The sequence below is a fragment of the Clostridium magnum DSM 2767 genome (assembly GCF_001623875.1).
Lineage (GTDB): Bacteria > Bacillota > Clostridia > Clostridiales > Clostridiaceae > Clostridium_AM > Clostridium_AM magnum.
In genome coordinates this window covers 1,374,894-1,393,281 of the sequence record NZ_LWAE01000001.1, presented here as the reverse complement: position 1 = coordinate 1,393,281, position 18,388 = coordinate 1,374,894, and the positions used below count along the sequence as shown (strand labels likewise).

The following is an 18,388-nucleotide window of genomic DNA, read 5'->3' as shown; positions in this document are numbered from 1 at the left end:
AATTTTTATACTATTTAATCTCCCAACTACTACATACTGGAATACATTCACTACATTTTGCACCAGTTATTTCGCATATTTTTACTTTTATTTCATATCCCAATATTTTCATCAAATCATCTGTAGACAATTCTTTTGCAGCATAATCATCTATGCAAACATAACTAATTTTTATGCCATCTTTACATTCTTGCACTTTTAAAGTTCCTTCACCTTTTTGAAATTCAATATTCTTCATAAACCTCTCCTTCGTTTAATCAACTACTTTGCTTAGTTACCGTTTTATCTATATATAGATAATTTAATGTTTAAGTTATTAACAGGTTGCTTTTAGCTTTGCCCCATGCTTAGCATTAAAATCATCAATCATTTTATTTAGCAAAACTTTATATTGTTCAAAATCAACCTTATCCTTTATTACTTCATAAGTGAACTTAGTTCCTTTTCTTGTGATTTTACCAACCTTCTTTACCTTGAATCCTTTTTCACATTCCTTTGTATAGCAATACAACATTCCATAATCAAAAGCTTTTTCATTTTCCTTTTGCTCTTTTAAATTTAGAGTTGGATACTCTATTTGATATTGGACTACTTCTATTCCGTCTACAGCCATTATTCTTCATCCTCCACATCAGGTCCCTCACCAAAATCTTCAGCACATCTTTTGCTATTAGGAACCATATACATGCAACCACTACCACTTACGCTGCATTCATATCTTCCTGTATCTTCATCAAATGTTGCACATTTACAACTCATTTTTATCCCTCCAATACTTAAATTACTTCTCTAATTTGTTCTTTACATAGCTCTGGTAGATTAGCTTCTACTAAAACTTTTGCTAATGTAGGTACTACAGCATTACCACATCGTGCTTTCTGTTGTGTAGTTGGATACTTCTTGCCAGTGTAATCATGGTCTATAATATAACTCTTAGGAAAACCCATACCATTAAATAACTCCCTAGCTGTAAGCATCCTTAAACCTATATCAGCTATCTTATAATCTTTACCTCTAACTACCACTAACCCAAACCTGTCTTTAGTTGTTATAGTGTGAATTGGTCCATTAAGACTTTGTCCTGTATCGCACCCATAATATTTTGTTAGGAATGCATATACACTATCTTTCACAGGTAATTTTATATCTTGGAATTTAACCGATACTAATCCAAATCTATTCTGTGTAGGTATTGTTGCTATAGGTTCTCTTAAACTACTGCATCTAGTTTCATTCCCCTGGTGCGTATAATAATGACTTAGGAAGTATGCTGTGTCATTAATTACATAAGGTTCATCTTCAATTACATATTTTTGAATGCCCCTTGCAATTCTTATTAATGTATTTTCTACTAATGGCTTTTTCCTATTGAAAATACTAGGTACTGGTATACTCCAATCAATTATGCTGCTTGCCGGAACATATGGCAATTTACCTTCTCCATGTGTCGGCTCTGGCCACTTAATTGGTTTTCCATCACATCTAGCTATTAAGAAAAATCTTTTTCTAGTAGTTGGTGCTCCATAGTCCGCAGCTACCAACTCTTTATATTTAACTTTATAGCCTAAGTGTTTAAATGCATTTATGAAACTTTTAAATGTTCTACCTTTTTCTTTTTCTATAGGTTTTCCATTATCTATAGGACCCCAGGTTTGGAACTCTTCTACATTCTCAAGAATAATTACTCTTGGCCTTACAGTTCCTGCCCACTTAATCGCTACCCATGCAAGTCCTCTTACCTTCTTTTCAACAGGTTTTCCCCCTTTGGCCTTACTAAAATGCTTACAATCTGGAGAAAACCAAGCTAATCCCACCGGACGCCCTTGTACTGCTTTTCTTATATCTACATCCCAAACCGATTCACAATAATGCTTGGTTGTTGGATGATTGGTTTTATGCATTTTAATAGCTTCCGGATCATGATTAATAGCTATATAAACTGAATACCCTGTCGCAAGTTCCATACCTGTACTGGCTCCTCCACCACCAGCAAAATTATCCACTATAACTTCATCAAAAATACTCAATTGACTCACCTTATCACCTCACTCTCTGGTAAAATTTCTCACTGATTTAATATCTGAAATGCGAAACTACTTTTTCATATTCAATCTTTCAATATAATCGGAGTAATCAATTCCGTATTCTAATTCTTCACAAACAAATTGCTCTCTTTCTTCTTTTGAAATACGTAATTTAAAATCAATAAATTGTATTTTATATTTGTTTTTTCGCCTACATTCTTCACATAGAATAGGACTGTCTTTTACATTTGTGAGTTGAAACATTTTAGTTTCTTCTTCTGAAAAATAATTTTCACAATAATCACATTTTGATTTATCTTCATAAATTCCTAAGTTCTTGTGAACTGCGTCAGTAATGCTCATATCCATACAGACTAAGGTATCTATTATTCTCTGAGCAGTATGAGGCTTTGTAGGTATAAATTGTAATATACCTCCTCTCATATTATGCTTGTCAAGTAACTCATTTACCTCGTCAATTGAATATTCTTTAGTCATGTCAAGGTTTAGTTTTTGTGTTATTTCCTTAGTAATTTTTGATTGATACTCTTCTCTATTTTCCTTCATTATTATTCCTCCAACTCTTCGCCATATTTTCAGATTACGAATTATTATTATAAAATAATAATAATTATGAATTTAATCTTTGAATATCCTCTATAATATCTATGGTTAAATACTCCTTAGGTATATTAAGTTCTTGTACTTCAACTCCTGGTAGATCATCTTTCTTTAACTCTAAATCATCTTTAGGTATAAACATTGCTTGTTCATCAATCATTAAAGCACTGATTAATTTTAAGCCATCATCAGAGGAAGGAATTGCTTTATAATAACCATGGTCCTCTCCAACTATAATAAATTCATTGTGCAATTTTGCTCTTTTTACTAACTTCTCATAAGTTCTACTTCCTTCTTTTAATTGGTAAGTTTTAAATTCTAAATTCACTCTATAACCTCCTAGCCCTTAATCCTTCATGTAGTAATTGCACTCATATCCATCTGCCTTAAGTGGAAGCCCAGGTGCCCAGTCTATTGGCTCTCCGAAAATCCCGTTAACTTCTTCTATGTTTCCGAATTCCTTAGGAACATCCATTATTATTTCATCATGTACATGCATTACAATGTCATATCCAGCCTTAGTAACATTGAACATTGCTTCACCTAAACAATCTCTTGCAGTAGCCTGTACTATATTCTCAACAAGTTTAGGTCCGTAAGTATCTATTCTAGTCCACTGTTTAGATGTTTGTTCCATACCTTCATATGTGATTTTATCTCCTGAGAATGTTTGATGTGCTTCTATCTTAGGTCTTAAATAGCTTAGTTTTCTACCACTGGGTAGTTGTATAAATAAAACCCCTGGATCATATATAAACTTAAGTCCAAATTGCATACATACCGTAGTTTTTTCTCTTATAGCTTTTTTGGCTGCCTTATCACAATCCCACCAGAATTTTGTAATATGAGGATTAGCATCTCTCCAATGCTTAACAAGTTCCGGGAGTTCTTCTTCTGGAATACTCTTAGATTTATCCATACTTGTTATAGCTCCAACACTACCACCATATCCAAGTGCAAGTTCTGCTATCTTACCTTTTTGTCTAAGATCTGAACCCTTTTTAATACTCTCTATTGGAATATGAAACATCTGACTTGCTGAGGCTTCGTATATTTTTCCATGAGTTTTAAAAACTTCTAGTCTCCAATCTTCCCCTGCATACCAAGCAATTACTCTAGCCTCTATAGCACTAAAGTCAGCTACTAGAAACCTATTACCTTCTCTTGGTATAAACGCAGTTCTTATGAGCTGTGAGAGAGTATCTGGAATGCTATCATATAGGAACTCCACATCATCAAATCTGCCCTCTCTTATACAATTCCTAGCATCATCTAAATCGGGTAAATGGTTCTGAGGAAGGTTCTGAACCTGGACTAGCCTCCCGGCCCATCTGCCAGTTCTATTAGCTCCATAGAACTGTAATAGTCCTCTTACTCTTCCGTCCTCACATCTTGCATTCTCCATAGCCAAATATTTTTTAACAGAGGTCTTAGCCATAAGCTGCCTTAGTTCTAATATCCTTTTTACATTTTCGTCTTTAGCTTCTTCAATAAGCCCTGGTATACTATCTTTTGTTAGGCTTGTTACTTCATGACCAACCCTTTCACCAATCCATTTTTTTAATTGAGTTGGACTATTAGGGTTATTTAGACCTGTTATTTTTATAGCTTCAGTTTCAAGCTTTTTAGCATATTCTGCATCACATTGAATGGCTTTTTCTATTAATGCTATGTCAGTACCAACACCTCTATCATTTATGTGTTGGTCCAGCTCCCATAGCCTTTGTTCTTTTTCTGTAATTTGATATTTACTTAATTTGTTTCTTATGTCTCTTTCAACTGCAACGTCTTGTTTACAATATTCCTTGAACAATTCCCATTTTTCCGGTGCATGTTCTGGAAGATTTCTAGTTCTTCCACCATTGGCCTTAGTAGGTTTGCAAGGCTTACAAAAGTATTGAATTAAAGCCTTACCTTCTTTCATTTTCTGCTTATCTTCTTCAAATCGCATTGCCTTACCTACCATATCAAGTGAGCTAGGTAATCCCATGACTAAAGCCTTCACCATAGTACATTGCCATTGTTCCGGGGGCATATTACCGGGAAAGAATATATCATTTTTTAGTGCATTTCTTTCAAAGTTAGCATTGAAAGCACTTTTAATTATTTGTGGATCATGAAGAGCATTTATAACTTCCTCTGGCAATCCCTCGCCTTGGGCAAGGTCTACTATTTGAACTGGTTCATCGTTGAAAGCATATGCAAATAGAATTATTTCAAATGATGGGTGCTCACAGTATCTATAAGCACCCACATTTTTAATATCTAAGTCACAGTATGTTTCAACATCTATACTTAGAATATCCATAAGTATTAACCTAAGAAGTCATCTTCTGCTGATTCTACTGCATCAAAGTCATTTTCAGCTCTTGTAAATCCTCCAAGTGGTTCACCATCTGCTAACTTTTGGACATTACCAAGACCTGCTGCAATCCCTTTATTTCCTGATGCTGAGAATGGATAAAAATTAAGTGTTAGTCTACCGTAGCAGCCACTATATACTTCTGTAGCATCTAGGATAGGTTGTACACTAGCATCAACTACTCCTGGTTTATTCTTACTTGAAGCATTCAAGAAGTAACAATTTGCATAAGCTTCATCATCTGGTCTTTCTGCATCGCCATCTCTTAATGGAGTTTTTAGTGTTGGAGGTACCTTACCACCCCATTTAGATTTACCTTGTTCTTTAGCTTCATCTACAGCTGCTTTGATAGCCTTTAATGTCTCTGTATCTGTTTTAGGAATTATTACACTCACTGAGTATTTTGGTTCGTTTCCTTCTATTGCATGAGGCTCAAATAAGTGAGCATAGCTTAATCTAACCTTTCCTGTAGTTACCTTTGTTCCTGTTCTTTTTGCTATTATGTTTGCCATTTTGCATTTCTCCTTTATATTTAAAATTTTTTTATTTTTAAAGTTCCTCTAGTCTTTCTTCTGCTGAACACTCAACACAACTTTGTAATTGCTCTTGCAACCAGTCAATCTCTTCTTCTGTACTGCACTTTGCAAATAAATCACCTATGAATATTTCTAAGTCTAAAGATTTTAAACTTAACTTTCCTTTTTCATTTCTTTCTAACATGACCATTTCTCCATTCTATTCAAAGTCTGTTTTTGCAGAATTAAACACCTCTCTTTTATCTGACTCAACAACTAATACCGGTTTACCTTGAGGCTTGACAATGTAATCCCCTAGCAATCTGTTAACCTCTTTCTTACCTAAAGCAGTTTCCATGTTAGAGATACCTGTAAGCTTTTTAGTATATATAATATTTTCTAAGAAACCTTGTCCAAGTAATATCTCACCAACTTTATTTTCATCAGTCCATTTTCTATTGCTTCTTCCCTCAACCACTTTCCATCCTGGGAACTCTTCACCATTTAAAGCTTGTGCTAAGGCCCAGTCTTGTACATCTTTAGCCCACTTGATTAGTTCATCAGCTCTACCTAAAATATCTGCTATATCAATGCTGCTTAGGATGTCAGGTTCTTGAAAATCATATTTAGCCAGTTCCATGTTCTTATCAGCTCTTGCTTTACATACTGCTTTAGCTCTACAGAATCCGCAGTGATCTCCTGCACAAAATTCTCCTTCACCTTTAAAGGCTAACTCCGCGGTAGGCTTTACAAATTCATCTGCCCACTTTAATAGTTCCTCTACACTTATTTCATCTGTTGATATTGAATCTAGTCTAGGTTGTATAATAGTCATTTTCACTTTTTCAATATCATATAAGAACTCAAATTCAGATATAGCTCCTAGAGCATATAATCTCATCTGTTTATTACCTACTGCGCTTACTGGAACACCTTTACCATACTTGAGGTCACATATCTCCATAGTTCCATCAGCTATTATTACAAAGTCCCCTGTTCCAAATCCCTCAGGAACCCATCTACTAAAATCCAATCTTTGTTCAATCTTGAATAGAGCATCCGGTGTCTTCGCTTTAGCCTCTGATACTTTTTCCATACAAGTATCAACATATATCTCTACATAATCAGGCATATCCTTAGTGAATAGTTCATTTGATTCTACCTTTTTAACTTCAGAGTTATACTTTCTTGTACTGATTTCACCTAGATTATGCATTAGTCCTAGTTCTCCAAGTTCATGGGCTAGTGTTCCTTCTGCTGCATATCCACTCGTCTTATTTTCATAGTTCTGTTCAAGTCTTGCACTAGGAGGACATGACATCCACCTTGATGCAGAACTTGCACTTAATATTGCATGTTGTGCCATTAAAGTAACTCCTCCGCATCTTTATATATTGCTGCATAATGTTCTTCCTTTAAGTCAGGTAATTTACTAGCACCATACTTAGCTACAAGCTCTTTAGCTTCTTTCTGTTTACCAGACTTCATTATTGCACCAATTCTTTCTCTAACCATTTCCTTAGTAACCTTAGGATCTTCTTCTTTCTTATCTTCCTTTGGTGGATTTTCTTCTGACTTAGTTTCTCCCTTTGGTAGTTCTTTTTGTTTTTCTATTCCTTTTTCATATTCTTCTCTTGAAATCTCATTTGAGCATTGAAAATCTATACCTGTCGGGATTACTTCGCCTTTTGGTAAAATCCAATATGAATCAGATTCACCGTGATAATAATATTTATCACACTCGGCAACTTTAGTTTCTTCCTCTTTAACTTCTTTCTTAGTTTCTACTTTATCTGCTACAGGTACTTTTACTACTGGTTCTGATGCTTGTTCCCCAGTAAAGCTTCTTGTACCAAATGTACTAATAAAGCTTAATAACTCCTCATTTGAATTGAATTCTGCTGTAATTTTCATTGTTATTTCCTCCTCTAGTTTTTCTTTTTATTTTTAGGTTCATCTGGACCCATATCGTTGATTTCCATTACTCCATGACTACCACCACTTTTTGATTGGTACTCAATTACAAGCTTTCCTCCTTTACCTCCAACAGTATATTGATTAGTAATAATAGCAGTCTTATATATAAGATCAATTGCTCTCTTAGGTACATATATAAACTGATTATTTTCTACTGGATAGGCTATTTTCTTTAGCTTACTCATTACTCAAAACCTCCTAAGAACATCTTAGTTTCAAAGGCTTCAATATTTACTTTTTCTACTATCCATTTAGATGCATTTTTAACATGCTGCTTATTATTTGAATACCTTGAGAAAACACCTATGGAGTAGAAACTGTTAGTTGGCACTACAACTACATCACCTTCTTTCAAGTCTTCTATATCTGTGAGATATGAGTATTCCATGAACTCTTGATAACCTTTGAATTTAATTAATGCTACTTTGCCAGTCAATGGCTTAACCTCACTTTCTTTCTAATAAGTTTGCACTTATATATCTCTTTCTCTTTTCATTCCAGATAAGATCTATTACACTCGCACACTTTTTACAATGAACTTCTTCTAAATCACCCATTATGAAAAAGTCTGCCTTAACACCACAATTTGGACACTCATACAATGCTAACTTTAGTTCACTTATAGGTATTTCACCATGACACTTTTTACATGATAAAGACTTATGCGATACTATCTGCCCATCTTTGATACCAACAACTGTTATCAATAACTCATTACAATGTGGGCATTTAACCATTACTAGCCTTTTCATAACATACTCCTTAGGTTCTTGTTCTTCAGCTATAACAATCTCTTTTGTATCTTCTACCTTTTTAACTTCACTATCCTGAACTGTTTCAGAACCTAATGCAGCCCTTACCAAGTGATTGTATAATCTAGTAGCATCTATTTCTGGAAGGTCTATGTTAAACCTTGATATTTTATTTAAAGTAATTGCAACTTTCATTTATAATTCAATCCTTTCTTTTTAATTGATAAATTTTTCAGTATTTGCTATACTGAGATTGCGAATTTTTATTTTTGGTTCCTTAGGGAACTCTTTTTTATTTCAGATACTTCATCAGCTAAACTACAACTTGGGTTTCTTTTCTTACATGCATTAGGACAACTTTTTACTTTAGTGCAATAGAAACAACATAGTTGACTTTTTAAATCAATTGGGCATTTACCTACTTTGCAATAAATCACATACTCACCACACTTTCTTTAGTATTTCAATGAACCAATATGCAATCTAGGAGCTTTATAAGTGTTTAGCTCAATACCATTCTTAACTAGTATCTTTTTTACTGTAGTTGGAGAACAATCAGCACTTAATGCAGTTCTTTGTAGTGTTTTATACTTTTCATATAGTCCAATTATTCTCGCTTCATCAAATTGCTTTTTCATCCCTACCTTTCCTCCTATAAACACCTCTTTAATGTTGCTACGCATTTAACTGCTATGTTTAACATTTCTTCTACTTTAGTTCTTTTTCCAAACCTGATATTATTGAACTTTATATCTTTAGATGTCATATCCATTACAGCTGTAAATTCTGTATTAGAGATTGATTGTCCAATGTTATTTTCCAAAAGCTTTTTTAACATTACTTACACCTCTTCTTTCCTGTTAGGATCAAGCACAGTTTCAAATTCAATTTGGTCATTTTCCCCATTGTACCTAGCTCTCAATATAAAGTAGTCCGGGTTATCTGCATCATATATGGAATAGCCATTATTATTTAGAACATCTAACTGAGCATTAAAACTTTCTACTATTGTTTCAAAAGCCTTATTTGCCATCCTTATTTACCTCCTTAAAGTTAAGATTTTACCAGAGCTTACTTCTATAAACTCATAATATTCTGCAGTTCTCATAAGTCTTAAAAAGTACTTTGGATTGTGTCCTTCCTTTGTAAGTAGTATTTTCTCAGCTCTTGTTAACCTTCTAGGACGTTTCAAACCATCATCTCCTTTTATTATCTTTCTGCTGGTAAAACTACATCTTTGAATACTTTGTAAAATCTACTACCACATGCATAGAAGTCCCAACCCTGTTGCGTAAATAAGTAGGTAGTTTTCATATGTCCGAGTAGTTCTTTTACTGTCATTTCTTACACCTTCTTTCTAATTTATTTACCTTTAGTTACTACTAGGCTTTCAAGTAGTACTTACAATACATCTCCTTAGTCTCCAGTGGAGTTTGATTTTGAACCAGAGCTTGTACTACATTTTTGTTCTATTCTAAAATCTGAATCATATAATAAAGTAGGAAAGTGTTTCTGTTTTTAGGTAAAATATTTTTTATAAAAAGGCTTATGAAGCCTCGTTTATCTCTTGCGCAATATTTTCTAAAACCTCTTGTACTTTCTTCCAGTTCTGTTGATTTTCATCTTCTGAGATGTTAGGCTCAACTATGATTACTTTTGCCATGCTTACCACCTCTATATATGTCTATTCTTCATCTGGAAAAAATATATCTGGAACAGTTTGTCCAAGTGCTATAGCTATTTTTTCCATTGTTTCTTTTGTTGGGTTATTCTTATACCCATTCTCAAGATTATTAATATATCCTGGAGTCAACCCTGTTAACTCAGCCAATTTATAAATACTTAGTTTTTTACTTTCACGTATTTCTTTAAGCATGGTATATCCTTAACCTCCCCCTATGTTCTACCAGAACACGCTTTATGTGTTAAAAACCGATTCATTTCGTGTTCCATGAGTACATAATATCATGTGCTGTAGGAACATACAAATCACTGTATTCTCATAGAACACGATTAAGATAAAATATCATATTCTGCCAGTATATACCTCGCATTTTCTCCCGTTTTCTATTGACTTTATATTCTGTTAGCATATATTATATTCTTGTAGGATATAATATAGTTTGGAATGATTTAAGAAGGAGAGATAGCTAATGTTTGGCGAAAATATAAAAAGAATTAGGGAACGGAAAGGCTTAGGAGTAAACGAACTGTCTAGGTTAAGTGGTGTTAATGCCAGCTATATAAGTGCAATGGAACGAGGTGAAAAAGATAATCCAACCATTACTACATTAAAAAAATTAGCAGATGTACTGAATGTAACAATTGATGAATTGATTAGAAGTGAAACAACCACTTATACACTACAAGACAATGGCATTGAAGATAATCTTGTAAGAGAAGATGCTGCCTTATACGAAATAAGAGAATTCAAAACAGCTGAATCTGCCATGCAGTTTATTCTTAAACAACCAGCTATAATGGGATATGGCGGATTTGATAGTAATAAAATGAGTGATAATGAAATAATAGAATTTGCTAATGAAATATTAAATCTATTAAGAATGTTAGGGCCTAAATATAAAAAATAATTTTATACTAAACAAAAAGTAATACTAGATTGAAAATAAATTATGGGGGAAATTTATGAGACAGAATGAAATTATTGAACTAGCACGGGGGATTAGAAAAAAATTTAACACTATAAATACATTTGAAATTTGCGAAAAACTTGATATTCCTATAAGTTTTACAAAATTAAAACCGAATATTTACCCAGCTTATACTATACAAGTTGGCGAAAAACCAGTTATTAATCTAAATGTACACTTTACAGTAGAGTCACAACTGGTTCTTTGCGCGCACGAGCTTGGTCATGTTTTAATGCATAGTGATAAAATAATTAATCAATTTAATGATAACCATAATGGTAATTACGAATATGAAGCTAATTTATTTGCAGTAGCGTTACTATTTAATCAAGATAGTATATGTATTGATATGCGTGAAATGGATAACTATATGTTAAAAAATTTGTTAGATTATAATATACATTTAAAAATGTGACAGATATATTTCTATTTTGTCATATTTTTATTAAAGAGGTGTTATTTTGGATAAAGTTTGTATATATCTCAGAAAATCACGTGCTGATGAGGAACTTGAAAAAACTTTAGGCGAGGGAGAAACTCTTTCTAAGCATAAAAAAGCTCTTTTAAAGTTTGCTAAAGAAAAAAAACTTAATATAGTAGAAATAAAAGAAGAGATAGTATCAGGTGAGAGTTTATTCTTTAGACCAAAGATGTTAGAACTACTTAAAGAAGTTGAAGCTAAACAATATAATGGTGTTTTAGTTATGGATATGCAGCGTCTAGGCCGTGGAGATATGCAAGACCAAGGAATTATACTAAAAACTTTCAAAGATGCTCATACAAAGATTATAACTCCTCAAAAGACATATGACCTGGATAACGATTTTGATGAGGAATATAGTGAATTTGAAGCATTTATGAGCCGAAAAGAATTGAAAATGATAAATAGACGTATGCAAGGTGGAAGAGTACGATCTGTAGAGGATGGTAACTATATAGCCACTAATGCTCCATTAGGATACGATATACACTGGATAAATAAATGTCGCACATTAAAGATAAATGAACCAGAAAGTGAAGTAGTAAAACTAATTTTCAAAATGTACTGTGATGGAAGTGGAGCTGGTAATATCGCAAGTTATTTAAACAGTTTAGGTTATAAGACTAAATTCTCCAATACTTTTAGCTCTAGTTCTGTTTTAGCTATTCTCAAAAATCCAATCTATATTGGTAAAGTATCATGGAAGAAAAAAGAAATAAAAAAATCACGAACTCCAAATAAAGTTAAGGATACTAGAACTAGGGACAAATCAGAATGGATAGTAGTTGATGGTAAACATGAAGCTATAATTAGTGATGATGTTTTTCAAAGAGCTCAAGAAATATTAGGTAATAAGTATCATGTACCCTATCAAATAGTGAATGGTCCATCAAATCCTTTAGCCGGACTGATAATATGTTCTAAATGCAAATCTAAAATGATGCTAAGAAACTTGCGAGGTATAGGTAGAATATTATGTAATTCTAAATGTGGAAACAAGAGCGTAAGATTTGACTATCTAGAAAAAGCGATATTAGATGGCTTAGAAGAATATTTAAAAAATTACAAAGTAAGCATTAAGAATAACCCTAAGAGTTCTAATATAGAAGTGTATAAAAATCAATTGGATACATTAAATAATGAACTACAAACTTTAGCTGATCAAAAACTAAGATTATTTGATTTGCTAGAACGCAGAATCTATGACGAGGCAACTTTTCTTGATAGATCACAAAATTTAGATGAAAGAATAAATAAAATTATGGCCGGAATAAGCAGTTTGAAAAAAATCATAGAAACTGAAAATAAATCTGTAAATAAAAATGATGTTGTCAAATTTGAGAATATAATAGATGCATATAAAATGACTGAAGATATACAAAAGAAAAACAACCTCATGAAAAGTATTTTAATTAAAGTTGAATACAATAAAGATGCAGATCAAAAGAATGACGACTTTGAAATTCAAGTGTTTCCTAAGCTTTTGCGTTAGACATACAACATGCCTAACGCAATTCATTGCCTTCCTTATCAATACCAATTGGATCTTGTAAATACACCTCGTTCTTGGTTTTCTTATTATTCCTTATAAGCATAAGTATTTCATTTTCTATGCATTTTGCCGCATATGTTGCCAGTCTTGTTCCCTTTGAAACATCGAAGGAATCTATAGCTTTAATAAGTCCAACTGTTCCAATTGATATTAAATCGTCTACTTCCTTCCCTGGGTAAGAATATTTTTTTACAATGTGTGCAACTAATCTTAAGTTTCTCTCTACTAAAATGCTTTTAGCCAGCATATCTCCTTCTTTAAGTTTCTTTAAATAATATTCTTCTTCTTTGTCATTTAACGGCTGAGGAAAGGAACTACTGTTAGTAACATAGGCTGTCAAAAACACCATATTACCTATAATATCCAATAAGTAATTTGTTAAAAACACGGGCTGCTCCTCCTAATAGTGCTTATTAATATATTATGAGGTAGCCTTAGAAAACGTGCATATAAAAATAATTATTTTGATTAATACTTATTTCTTAAGTGTTTTTACCCGTAAAACAACTTACTTAATTTTTCAAATATTGTACTACTCCATTAACTACATCCTTAAATATAGGAGCAGAAGTATTACCTCCGCTATCTTTGTCTTTATCTATATCCTGAATAAAAACAACCATTGAATAATATTTACCATCAACTTTAAAAAATCCTACAAACCATCCATCTGAATGCTCTTCCGCTTTTCCGGTTTGTTTTGAAAGTTCAATTCTTTCAGTGGTTCCAGTTTTGCCACCTATCTCCACATTATCCATATATGCCGCCTGGGCAGTACCTTCTTTTACCACACTTATCATTTGTTTTTTTATTATGCTAGCAGTAGACTTTTCTATTACTGGCAACTGTTCTGTTTTTAGTATCTCTATTTCATTATTACTATCATCCACATAAGCTTCTACAATATGTGGTTTTACATACATACCATTATTCACAACTGTATTAGCAATACTTATAGACTCTATCGGTGTTATCCTAATACTCTGACCAATGGATGCAATTCCTAACGTTCCATCACTATTTTTTGCATCCTTTACTTCGAAATTACCACTTTTTTCACTATCAAAACCCAACACCTTTTCCATTAACCCTTGAGATTTAGCATTATCATAGAAATTATTAAAACCAACTTTACTACCAACTTGGGAGAATATGTCATTACACGAAACCTTAAAGGCTTCCTCTATTGTTAAAGTACCATGCTTTTCATGCTTTTCATTTTCATATAAACCTCTACAGGTAAACGTGTCATTTACATTTATACTTTTTCTATCTAATCCCGCTTCTTCTACTATGATTTTGAAAATAGAACCAGCAAAAAAACCATTATTCGTGGCTGCTCCTATATTAACATTTGGTTTGGTATCATCCTTTTGAACCATAGCCTTTATTTTACCAGTACTTGCTTCCATTAATACTACCCCTATTTGAGTAAAATCTTTATTTTTTTCACTGTTTAATATTTCTTTTATTTTTTCTTCAATATTTTTATCTACAGTTAGTCTTACATTCATATTATTTTGGGGGAGTTCTGTTTTTTCGTCAATTATATTGCCGTTAACGTCTCTGTTGAACACAATTTGAGGTTTTTTATTATCTTTTGTTTTATTATAAATCTGCATTTCTAATGAATCGTTAGATTTTAGAGCACTATTATCTGTTCTTCTCGGATTTATCAGTAGATTTTCTAGCTTCCAAACCCCATCTTTATCTGCTGCAGAATATTCATAGGTATAAAAACCTTTAACATCTTTAATATTTTTCAATTTATTGTAAGTACTCTCATCTATTTCGTAGTAGAGCTTTTTGCTGCTGCTTAATACATCATTTTTAGATAAATCATAATTATCATTATAGTTTCTTAATGTATAAATCAAGGTTAATGTCTGATCTGAATCTGCATCCAAATTATTTCTTGTAAATATATCAGGAGAGATTACAGCATAGTATTTTTTATTATAGTTAATTAGTTGTTTCCCATTAGAATCGAATAATAAATAATTAGTATCTGTGATATCTTCCTTATAGGAATACTGTGAATCTGCCATTACACTAAGTTTACTGGATCCAATATATTGATATTGCACCATTCTTCCACATAGCGCTACAAGCATCGTTACAAAAAGAATAAGAATAATATATTGTCTTTTTCTTATTAAAGCTCTGCTTACTTTTATTATCATAAAAAAACACCTCATCTCAAACTAAAATTTTGTCCAAAATGAGGTATTTTATTCACTTATTTACTATTCCATTTTTAAAAACAGCAAATACTATAAGACTTCATTTGATATTTTCCTTTGGTTCAAGTTAAACTTCTTATTTACTAATGAATATTATTATTCATTACATTTGATTTAAGAATTTTTACTTTCTTTATCTTTTATAAGCATATCGCCTTCTTTTAACTCTGTCTCAACATTTACTGTAAATATCATCTGCGCAGAAGGTGCTGATTCTATTTTCTCGCCCTGTTTATTCTTCATATTATCTAAGGTTATTTCAAAATTGTCTCCTACAGCTCTTAAAACTTCTACCTTATCGCCTTCAAAAACTTTATTTTTCTGTTCTATTGTCGCAATTCCTGTCGCTTTATCATATCCTCTTACTAAGCCTACTATATCGTAATCTCTTATATATGAAGAATTTTCATATTTTTGCTTATTAGGGTCATCAAAATAAAATCCTGTAAAATACTCTCTATGACTTACCTTCATGAGATTATCTAACCATTTCTTTTGGAACTTGTATCCTTGGGGATCTTCAAAGTAAGCATCTATTGCTTGCCTGTAGGATTTAACAATAGCCGCAACATAATAAGAACTTTTCATTCTACCTTCTATTTTAAAAGAATAAATTCCTGATTGAATTAACTCTGGTATATGTTCAATCATGCACAAATCTTTTGAATTTAGTATGTAAGCTCCTTTATCATCTTCAAACACTGGAAAATATTCACCTGGTCTTTTTTCTTCTACAAGATAGTATTTATATCTGCATGGCTGTGCACATTGTCCTCTATTTGAATCTCTGCCAGTCATATAATTAGAGATAACACATCTCCCAGAATAAGCCATACACATAGATCCATGTACAAATGCTTCTATATCACAGGATTCTGGAATCTTTTCTGTTAATTCCTCTACTTCCTTTAAAGATAACTCTCTAGCAAGAACTATTCTCTTAACTCCCTGCTTATGCCAGAATATTGCTGACTTCCAATTTACATTATTCGCTTGCGTACTTAGGTGAATCTCGAGTTCTGGTACAACTTCTCTCGCTGTCATGATTATTCCTGGATCTGATACAATTATAGCATCTACACCCATACTATGTAGATTTATTAAATACTCCTCTATTCCCTCTAAGTCTTCGTTATGAGGAAAAACATTTATTGTAACAAAAACTTTTTTTCCTCTTTGGTGTGCATATTCTAGACCTTCTTTTAATTCTTCATCTGTAAAGTTATCTGCAAAAGCCCTTAAGTTAAGCTTACTGCCACCAAGATATACTGCATCTGCTCCAAAATTTATAGCTGTTTTTAACTTTTCAAGACTTCCTGCTGGTGCTAGTAATTCAGGTTTTTTCATACTAATCCCTCCTCGTAGTAACTGCAACTCCATCTCCCATAGGCATAATTGAAGTTATAAATTTTTCACTATCCGATACCATCTCTAAATATTCTCTCATTCTTTTAACTATAGTTATCTTTCTTCTCTCTACAAGTTCATCTGTGGCAACCATACCTCTAAATAAAACATTATCTGCTATTATTATTCCATCTTTACTTAATAATCTTACACAATGGTTAAGAAAATGATTATAATGGCCTTTTCCAGCATCCATAAATATGAGGTCATATTTGTCATCTAGTTTTTCTAAAACCTCTAGACAATCACCTTCTATGATGTTTATCTTATTCTTAAAGCCATGCTTTTCTATATTGCCTTGAGCAAGTTCTATCATTTTCTTATCTCTCTCAATAGTAGTTATTAAACTATTTTCTTTAGAACTTAGACTCATTAGAATTGCTGAATAACCTATAGCAGTACCTAATTCTAGAATTTTCAAAGGCTTTTTTATAGTTATCATTAGCTCTAAAAACTTAGCTACTTCCTTATGTATTATTGGAACATGGTTGCTGTGTGCATAATCTTCAAGTTCTTTTAATATTCCATTATGATCTTTTATTAAACTTCTTATATAATGCTCCATATAATCATGTGTAATACCGCTCATTTTTTCCTCCAAAACTAAATATAATTAAGAGTTAAGAGTTAAGGGTTAAGAGTTAACGTAATTTTTTCGATTAAAATCGAAAAAATAATAAACGTATCTTATATAGAAACTGTTTTATGTTTTTTACAAAAAAACAATTTTCTTAAACTCTTTACTCTTAATTCTTAACTCTTAACTTAATGTTTAATCTCCCTGTGTAACCTTCTTCACTTCTAAAAATTGTTTTTCGTTATCCGAAAAAAAGTGAGTACCATCATTTTTCGATACAAAAAATAGGTAATTAGTTTCCTCTGGATTCATTGCTGCTTTGATACACTCTAGCCCAGGACAGGATATAGGGCCTATGGGTAATCCCTTTACAATATAGGTATTATAGGGTGAATTTACCTTTAAATCATTATAATAAAGTTTGTCTTTATGTATACCTAAAGCATATAAAACCGTAGCACAGGATTGCAGTTTAATCCCCTTACTAAGCCTATTATAAAATACAGAAGCAGCCTTTCCTCTTTCATCCTGTCTATCCACTTCTTTTTCGATAATTGAAGCCATAGTTATAATTTTATCTAAATCTTCCTTATTAATATTCTTGCCAGTTTCTCTTTGAATATTATCAATTACTTGAGAAAATCTTTTCACCATTACATTTATAATTTCTTTTCCTTCAGTCCCTTTGAAGAATTCATAGGTATCCGGAAAAAGATATCCTTCTAATTCATATCTTCTGCTTGGATAACTCTTAATGAAATCTGGTAACTTATATTCTTTGCAACTTTTTATAAAATCAGACTTAGATATTATTCCTTTATCGTCTAAGGCTACCGCAATATGCTCAATATCATAACCTTCCGGTATTACTACCTTAACAGTCTCATCATCTTTTATACCTTTATTTAGGTATCTTGTGAACTTTTCCAAGGATATATTCTTAGAAAAAGAATATATCCCTGGTTTTACAGATTGACTAATGTCATTTCTATTTATATATTGGGTAATAAAATACTCGCTTTTTATAATTTTTTTATAATTTAAAGTATTTATAACGTCACTAAGATTTTCACCGTTATTGACAGTAAACTGTACTTTTTTTTCAATAGACTTGAGAGGATGCCTTATTACCTGATTTCTATAGTAGAAAACTCCACCTAACAGAAAAACTATGGCAACCAAGCAAATCAGAAAAACTTTGAACAGAATTTTACCCTTCATTACAG

Annotated in this window: 26 protein-coding genes and 1 pseudogene; 3 read left to right on the top strand and 24 right to left on the bottom strand. The window is 32.2% G+C overall.

Features of this window, described 5'->3' with window-relative positions:
- Window positions 1–10: 10 nt before the first annotated feature.
- From CLMAG_RS06710 to CLMAG_RS06635, 19 genes are all read right to left on the bottom strand, one after another.
- Window positions 11–238 carry a hypothetical protein gene (locus CLMAG_RS06710; RefSeq protein WP_066619755.1) on the bottom strand — a complete coding sequence of 76 codons (228 nt, stop codon included), beginning with the start codon at window positions 236–238 and terminating at the stop codon, window positions 11–13.
- 78 nt (window positions 239–316) lie between these two features.
- The gene (locus tag CLMAG_RS06705; RefSeq protein WP_066619749.1) at window positions 317–613 is read right to left on the bottom strand and encodes a hypothetical protein; all 297 of its coding nucleotides are present in this window, start codon (window positions 611–613) and stop codon (window positions 317–319) included.
- Window positions 613–759 (bottom strand): hypothetical protein, encoded by a 147-nt coding sequence (locus CLMAG_RS32940; RefSeq protein ID WP_169809793.1) that lies wholly within the window; start codon window positions 757–759, stop codon window positions 613–615. The genes CLMAG_RS06705 and CLMAG_RS32940 overlap by 1 nt, the downstream gene beginning before the upstream one ends.
- Window positions 760–776: 17 nt before the next feature.
- Window positions 777–2,036 carry a DNA cytosine methyltransferase gene (locus CLMAG_RS06700; protein WP_066619746.1) on the bottom strand — a complete coding sequence of 420 codons (1,260 nt, stop codon included), beginning with the start codon at window positions 2,034–2,036 and terminating at the stop codon, window positions 777–779.
- A 57-nt stretch (window positions 2,037–2,093) separates the two neighbouring features.
- Window positions 2,094–2,591 (bottom strand): hypothetical protein, encoded by a 498-nt coding sequence (locus tag CLMAG_RS06695; protein ID WP_066619743.1) that lies wholly within the window; start codon window positions 2,589–2,591, stop codon window positions 2,094–2,096.
- Between the two features lie 64 nt (window positions 2,592–2,655).
- Window positions 2,656–2,973 carry a hypothetical protein gene (locus CLMAG_RS06690; protein ID WP_066619733.1) on the bottom strand — a complete coding sequence of 106 codons (318 nt, stop codon included), beginning with the start codon at window positions 2,971–2,973 and terminating at the stop codon, window positions 2,656–2,658.
- Between the two features lie 18 nt (window positions 2,974–2,991).
- Entirely contained in the window at window positions 2,992–4,953 is a 1,962-nt protein-coding gene (locus CLMAG_RS06685; protein WP_066619727.1) for a DNA polymerase, read from the bottom strand.
- Between the two features lie 5 nt (window positions 4,954–4,958).
- The gene (locus tag CLMAG_RS06680; protein ID WP_066619725.1) at window positions 4,959–5,519 is read right to left on the bottom strand and encodes a DUF2815 family protein; all 561 of its coding nucleotides are present in this window, start codon (window positions 5,517–5,519) and stop codon (window positions 4,959–4,961) included.
- 37 nt (window positions 5,520–5,556) lie between these two features.
- Window positions 5,557–5,727 carry a hypothetical protein gene (locus CLMAG_RS32290; protein ID WP_161486939.1) on the bottom strand — a complete coding sequence of 57 codons (171 nt, stop codon included), beginning with the start codon at window positions 5,725–5,727 and terminating at the stop codon, window positions 5,557–5,559.
- A 15-nt stretch (window positions 5,728–5,742) separates the two neighbouring features.
- Window positions 5,743–6,888 (bottom strand): DUF2800 domain-containing protein, encoded by a 1,146-nt coding sequence (locus CLMAG_RS06675; protein WP_066619715.1) that lies wholly within the window; start codon window positions 6,886–6,888, stop codon window positions 5,743–5,745.
- Entirely contained in the window at window positions 6,888–7,436 is a 549-nt protein-coding gene (locus tag CLMAG_RS06670; protein ID WP_066619712.1) for a hypothetical protein, read from the bottom strand. The genes CLMAG_RS06675 and CLMAG_RS06670 overlap by 1 nt, the downstream gene beginning before the upstream one ends.
- A gap of 14 nt (window positions 7,437–7,450) precedes the next feature.
- On the bottom strand, window positions 7,451–7,684 hold the full coding sequence (locus CLMAG_RS06665) for a hypothetical protein (protein ID WP_066619709.1): 234 nt from the start codon (window positions 7,682–7,684) through the stop codon (window positions 7,451–7,453).
- On the bottom strand, window positions 7,684–7,935 hold the full coding sequence (locus tag CLMAG_RS06660; RefSeq protein ID WP_139264326.1) for a hypothetical protein: 252 nt from the start codon (window positions 7,933–7,935) through the stop codon (window positions 7,684–7,686). The genes CLMAG_RS06665 and CLMAG_RS06660 overlap by 1 nt, the downstream gene beginning before the upstream one ends.
- A 10-nt stretch (window positions 7,936–7,945) precedes the next feature.
- Window positions 7,946–8,446, bottom strand: a complete 501-nt coding sequence (locus CLMAG_RS06655; RefSeq protein WP_066619702.1) for a hypothetical protein — start codon at window positions 8,444–8,446, stop codon at window positions 7,946–7,948.
- Window positions 8,447–8,706: 260 nt separating this feature from the next.
- On the bottom strand, window positions 8,707–8,889 hold the full coding sequence (locus CLMAG_RS06650) for a hypothetical protein (protein WP_066619697.1): 183 nt from the start codon (window positions 8,887–8,889) through the stop codon (window positions 8,707–8,709).
- A gap of 14 nt (window positions 8,890–8,903) precedes the next feature.
- Entirely contained in the window at window positions 8,904–9,089 is a 186-nt protein-coding gene (locus CLMAG_RS06645) for a hypothetical protein (RefSeq protein WP_066619694.1), read from the bottom strand.
- Between the two features lie 3 nt (window positions 9,090–9,092).
- Window positions 9,093–9,284 carry a hypothetical protein gene (locus tag CLMAG_RS06640; RefSeq protein WP_066619692.1) on the bottom strand — a complete coding sequence of 64 codons (192 nt, stop codon included), beginning with the start codon at window positions 9,282–9,284 and terminating at the stop codon, window positions 9,093–9,095.
- Between the two features lie 6 nt (window positions 9,285–9,290).
- Complete coding sequence (locus CLMAG_RS32285) at window positions 9,291–9,443, bottom strand: DUF6906 family protein (protein WP_161486938.1); 153 nt, start codon at window positions 9,441–9,443, stop codon at window positions 9,291–9,293.
- 492 nt (window positions 9,444–9,935) lie between these two features.
- The gene (locus CLMAG_RS06635; protein WP_066619690.1) at window positions 9,936–10,127 is read right to left on the bottom strand and encodes a helix-turn-helix domain-containing protein; all 192 of its coding nucleotides are present in this window, start codon (window positions 10,125–10,127) and stop codon (window positions 9,936–9,938) included.
- Window positions 10,128–10,404: 277 nt separating this feature from the next.
- Here CLMAG_RS06635 and CLMAG_RS06630 point away from each other — a divergent pair, with 277 nt between their 5' ends.
- Genes CLMAG_RS06630 through CLMAG_RS06620 form a run of 3 tightly spaced genes read left to right on the top strand, consistent with a single transcriptional unit; the run spans window position 10,405 to window position 12,875 of the window.
- Complete coding sequence (locus CLMAG_RS06630; RefSeq protein ID WP_066619689.1) at window positions 10,405–10,842, top strand: helix-turn-helix domain-containing protein; 438 nt, start codon at window positions 10,405–10,407, stop codon at window positions 10,840–10,842.
- Between the two features lie 55 nt (window positions 10,843–10,897).
- Window positions 10,898–11,317 (top strand): ImmA/IrrE family metallo-endopeptidase, encoded by a 420-nt coding sequence (locus CLMAG_RS06625; protein ID WP_066619687.1) that lies wholly within the window; start codon window positions 10,898–10,900, stop codon window positions 11,315–11,317.
- A 46-nt stretch (window positions 11,318–11,363) separates the two neighbouring features.
- Window positions 11,364–12,875 carry a recombinase family protein gene (locus CLMAG_RS06620; protein ID WP_066619685.1) on the top strand — a complete coding sequence of 504 codons (1,512 nt, stop codon included), beginning with the start codon at window positions 11,364–11,366 and terminating at the stop codon, window positions 12,873–12,875.
- Between the two features lie 19 nt (window positions 12,876–12,894).
- Here the strand turns inward: CLMAG_RS06620 and CLMAG_RS06615 are convergent.
- The 5 genes and pseudogenes from CLMAG_RS06615 to mltG form a co-directional block, all read right to left on the bottom strand.
- Window positions 12,895–13,323: pseudogene (locus CLMAG_RS06615) on the bottom strand (sigma-70 family RNA polymerase sigma factor); the annotation flags it as partial.
- Window positions 13,324–13,447: 124 nt separating this feature from the next.
- Window positions 13,448–15,118, bottom strand: a complete 1,671-nt coding sequence (locus CLMAG_RS06610) for a peptidoglycan D,D-transpeptidase FtsI family protein (protein ID WP_066619682.1) — start codon at window positions 15,116–15,118, stop codon at window positions 13,448–13,450.
- A gap of 174 nt (window positions 15,119–15,292) precedes the next feature.
- Window positions 15,293–16,525 carry a peptidase U32 family protein gene (locus CLMAG_RS06605; protein WP_066619680.1) on the bottom strand — a complete coding sequence of 411 codons (1,233 nt, stop codon included), beginning with the start codon at window positions 16,523–16,525 and terminating at the stop codon, window positions 15,293–15,295.
- A 1-nt stretch (window position 16,526) separates the two neighbouring features.
- A complete protein-coding gene (locus CLMAG_RS06600; RefSeq protein ID WP_066619673.1) occupies window positions 16,527–17,174 on the bottom strand; it encodes an O-methyltransferase in 648 nt (215 codons plus the stop codon).
- A gap of 183 nt (window positions 17,175–17,357) precedes the next feature.
- Entirely contained in the window at window positions 17,358–18,383 is a 1,026-nt protein-coding gene (gene mltG, locus CLMAG_RS06595) for an endolytic transglycosylase MltG (RefSeq protein WP_066619672.1), read from the bottom strand.
- Between the last annotated feature and the right edge of the window lie 5 nt (window positions 18,384–18,388).

Bases quoted from the DNA above. Each gene is read 5' to 3' on its own strand.
- CLMAG_RS06710 (WP_066619755.1), bottom strand. From the start codon at position 238: ATGAAGAATATTGAATTTCAAAAAGGTGAAGGAACTTTAAAAGTGCAA.
- CLMAG_RS06705 (WP_066619749.1), bottom strand. From the start codon at position 613: ATGGCTGTAGACGGAATAGAAGTAGTCCAATATCAAATAGAGTATCCA.
- CLMAG_RS32940 (WP_169809793.1), bottom strand. From the start codon at position 759: ATGAGTTGTAAATGTGCAACATTTGATGAAGATACAGGAAGATATGAA.
- CLMAG_RS06695 (WP_066619743.1), bottom strand. From the start codon at position 2,591: ATGAAGGAAAATAGAGAAGAGTATCAATCAAAAATTACTAAGGAAATA.
- CLMAG_RS06685 (WP_066619727.1), bottom strand. From the start codon at position 4,953: ATGGATATTCTAAGTATAGATGTTGAAACATACTGTGACTTAGATATT.
- CLMAG_RS06680 (WP_066619725.1), bottom strand. From the start codon at position 5,519: ATGGCAAACATAATAGCAAAAAGAACAGGAACAAAGGTAACTACAGGA.
- CLMAG_RS32290 (WP_161486939.1), bottom strand. From the start codon at position 5,727: ATGTTAGAAAGAAATGAAAAAGGAAAGTTAAGTTTAAAATCTTTAGAC.
- CLMAG_RS06675 (WP_066619715.1), bottom strand. From the start codon at position 6,888: ATGGCACAACATGCAATATTAAGTGCAAGTTCTGCATCAAGGTGGATG.
- CLMAG_RS06670 (WP_066619712.1), bottom strand. From the start codon at position 7,436: ATGAAAATTACAGCAGAATTCAATTCAAATGAGGAGTTATTAAGCTTT.
- CLMAG_RS06665 (WP_066619709.1), bottom strand. From the start codon at position 7,684: ATGAGTAAGCTAAAGAAAATAGCCTATCCAGTAGAAAATAATCAGTTT.
- CLMAG_RS06655 (WP_066619702.1), bottom strand. From the start codon at position 8,446: ATGAAAGTTGCAATTACTTTAAATAAAATATCAAGGTTTAACATAGAC.
- CLMAG_RS06650 (WP_066619697.1), bottom strand. From the start codon at position 8,889: ATGAAAAAGCAATTTGATGAAGCGAGAATAATTGGACTATATGAAAAG.
- CLMAG_RS06645 (WP_066619694.1), bottom strand. From the start codon at position 9,089: ATGTTAAAAAAGCTTTTGGAAAATAACATTGGACAATCAATCTCTAAT.
- CLMAG_RS06640 (WP_066619692.1), bottom strand. From the start codon at position 9,284: ATGGCAAATAAGGCTTTTGAAACAATAGTAGAAAGTTTTAATGCTCAG.
- CLMAG_RS06635 (WP_066619690.1), bottom strand. From the start codon at position 10,127: ATGCTTAAAGAAATACGTGAAAGTAAAAAACTAAGTATTTATAAATTG.
- CLMAG_RS06630 (WP_066619689.1), top strand. From the start codon at position 10,405: ATGTTTGGCGAAAATATAAAAAGAATTAGGGAACGGAAAGGCTTAGGA.
- CLMAG_RS06625 (WP_066619687.1), top strand. From the start codon at position 10,898: ATGAGACAGAATGAAATTATTGAACTAGCACGGGGGATTAGAAAAAAA.
- CLMAG_RS06610 (WP_066619682.1), bottom strand. From the start codon at position 15,118: ATGATAATAAAAGTAAGCAGAGCTTTAATAAGAAAAAGACAATATATT.
- CLMAG_RS06605 (WP_066619680.1), bottom strand. From the start codon at position 16,525: ATGAAAAAACCTGAATTACTAGCACCAGCAGGAAGTCTTGAAAAGTTA.
- CLMAG_RS06600 (WP_066619673.1), bottom strand. From the start codon at position 17,174: ATGAGCGGTATTACACATGATTATATGGAGCATTATATAAGAAGTTTA.
- mltG (WP_066619672.1), bottom strand. From the start codon at position 18,383: ATGAAGGGTAAAATTCTGTTCAAAGTTTTTCTGATTTGCTTGGTTGCC.